This is a genomic window from Chitinophaga sp. S165 (genome assembly GCF_003182155.1).
Lineage (GTDB): Bacteria > Bacteroidota > Bacteroidia > Chitinophagales > Chitinophagaceae > Chitinophaga.
The window spans coordinates 1-1,356 of record NZ_QGTG01000034.1 but is presented as its reverse complement, the minus strand read 5'-3'; the positions used below and the strand labels follow the sequence as shown (position 1 = coordinate 1,356).

The 1,356-nt window shown below is 42.7% G+C and carries 2 protein-coding genes; both read right to left on the bottom strand.

Annotation, left to right across the window (positions count from 1 at the left end; all coding sequences use genetic code 11):
• A partial coding sequence (locus tag C7475_RS32705; RefSeq protein ID WP_110057641.1) for a transposase occupies positions 1-939 on the bottom strand: 939 nt, incomplete at its 3' end.
• Positions 929-1,356, bottom strand: a 428-nt coding sequence (locus tag C7475_RS32700; protein WP_233260051.1) for a hypothetical protein, incomplete at its 5' end; no start/stop codon positions are given. The genes C7475_RS32705 and C7475_RS32700, both read right to left, overlap by 11 nt.

Genomic DNA, 1,356 nt, shown 5'->3' with positions numbered 1-1,356 from the left:
TCTCACTCCTCGTAAGGCATTTCTAAAGGCTTTAATCTTTGCATTGAAGGATTCGGCAGCAGCATTGGTGGCCCGATTATCAAAGAAGTTCAGGATGCCCAGATAATGTTGCTGTATAGTCTTATCAAGGGTTTTAAAGGATGGCAGTCCTGAGGATTCAACATCAATATGCCATAGCGCCAGCTTCTTAAAAGCCTCCTGACGGGTCTTGGACAGCCGGAATATTTCACCTAATCTTAGTGATAGCTGATATGCTTTTTGAATTACAGGATACCGTGCAAATAATAGTTCTGCACGCTGCTGCTGGTCCCGTGTCCATAGCCGCGGATGCTTAAACAACAGGTAACGGCTACGGGCTAACAATTGCTTTACGGTATCGCCATTGACCAGTACCTCTGGATGAAAAGCAACTTGTTTTTTCCTTGCTTGTTCTATAGCACTATTTTCCTCATCCATGGCTTCCCAACGGTGTTTGATCCGAATTTCCTGTACAGCCTCAAATGCCAGTTGCTGGACATGAAAACGATCTATCACCTTCGAGGCTCTAGGAAAACACTTATCTACAACACGATTCAGGCTACCTGCCATGTCCACTGTCACTTCTTTGACCTCTATGCGCAATCGTCTGGGAATTTTCTTCAGAATATCAATCAACTGATCTGATTGAGTGCCCTTAATCATAGCCACTAGTGAGCCCCTACGGCCTTTGGCGGCTTTATTGGTTACAATAGTGTACAATTCTCCACTAGAGAATGCTGTTTCATCGATGCTCAAATATGAACCCATATTCTGTTCAAATAGCATCCATTCTGTAGCATGCTCTTTCTGCTCCCAGCTGGTAAAATCGCTTAAATGATGCTTGTATTGTTGCTGTAATTGTTTGCCGTCTATGTGGAATAAAAAACCTAGAAGTACAGGACTGATGGGGTTATCGTCCAAATGTTTCTTTTAAAAAAAGACCGAACTCTTTGGTTATACGAGCTCCGTCACTAACGACATTCCAGTCTCTGGTAATAATATCGCCACTACTAACATCTTCCCAGCGACGGCGTTTGATCACCAGTGTCACTTTATTCTCTCTGATGGGAAAATCTTGCACTCGAACCTCTGGTAGAAAGCCTTTTGAATGCAGTTTTCTATCGTTATACTCGACTGGCACCTGGTTTATTTCTTCCAGATAAATGTGAAGCCCATTGGGTGACTGGGTTACTTTAATAAGTTCGAAATATTCTAAAAGTCCCTGCGGGAGCATTAATTCTATTAACTGTCGGTATGCCTGATCCAAAACTGATGGTTCTTGATGAGCTGCAAAACAACAACTTTTTAACCTTCCCCCCAAGTTTTCAACTTGATCCA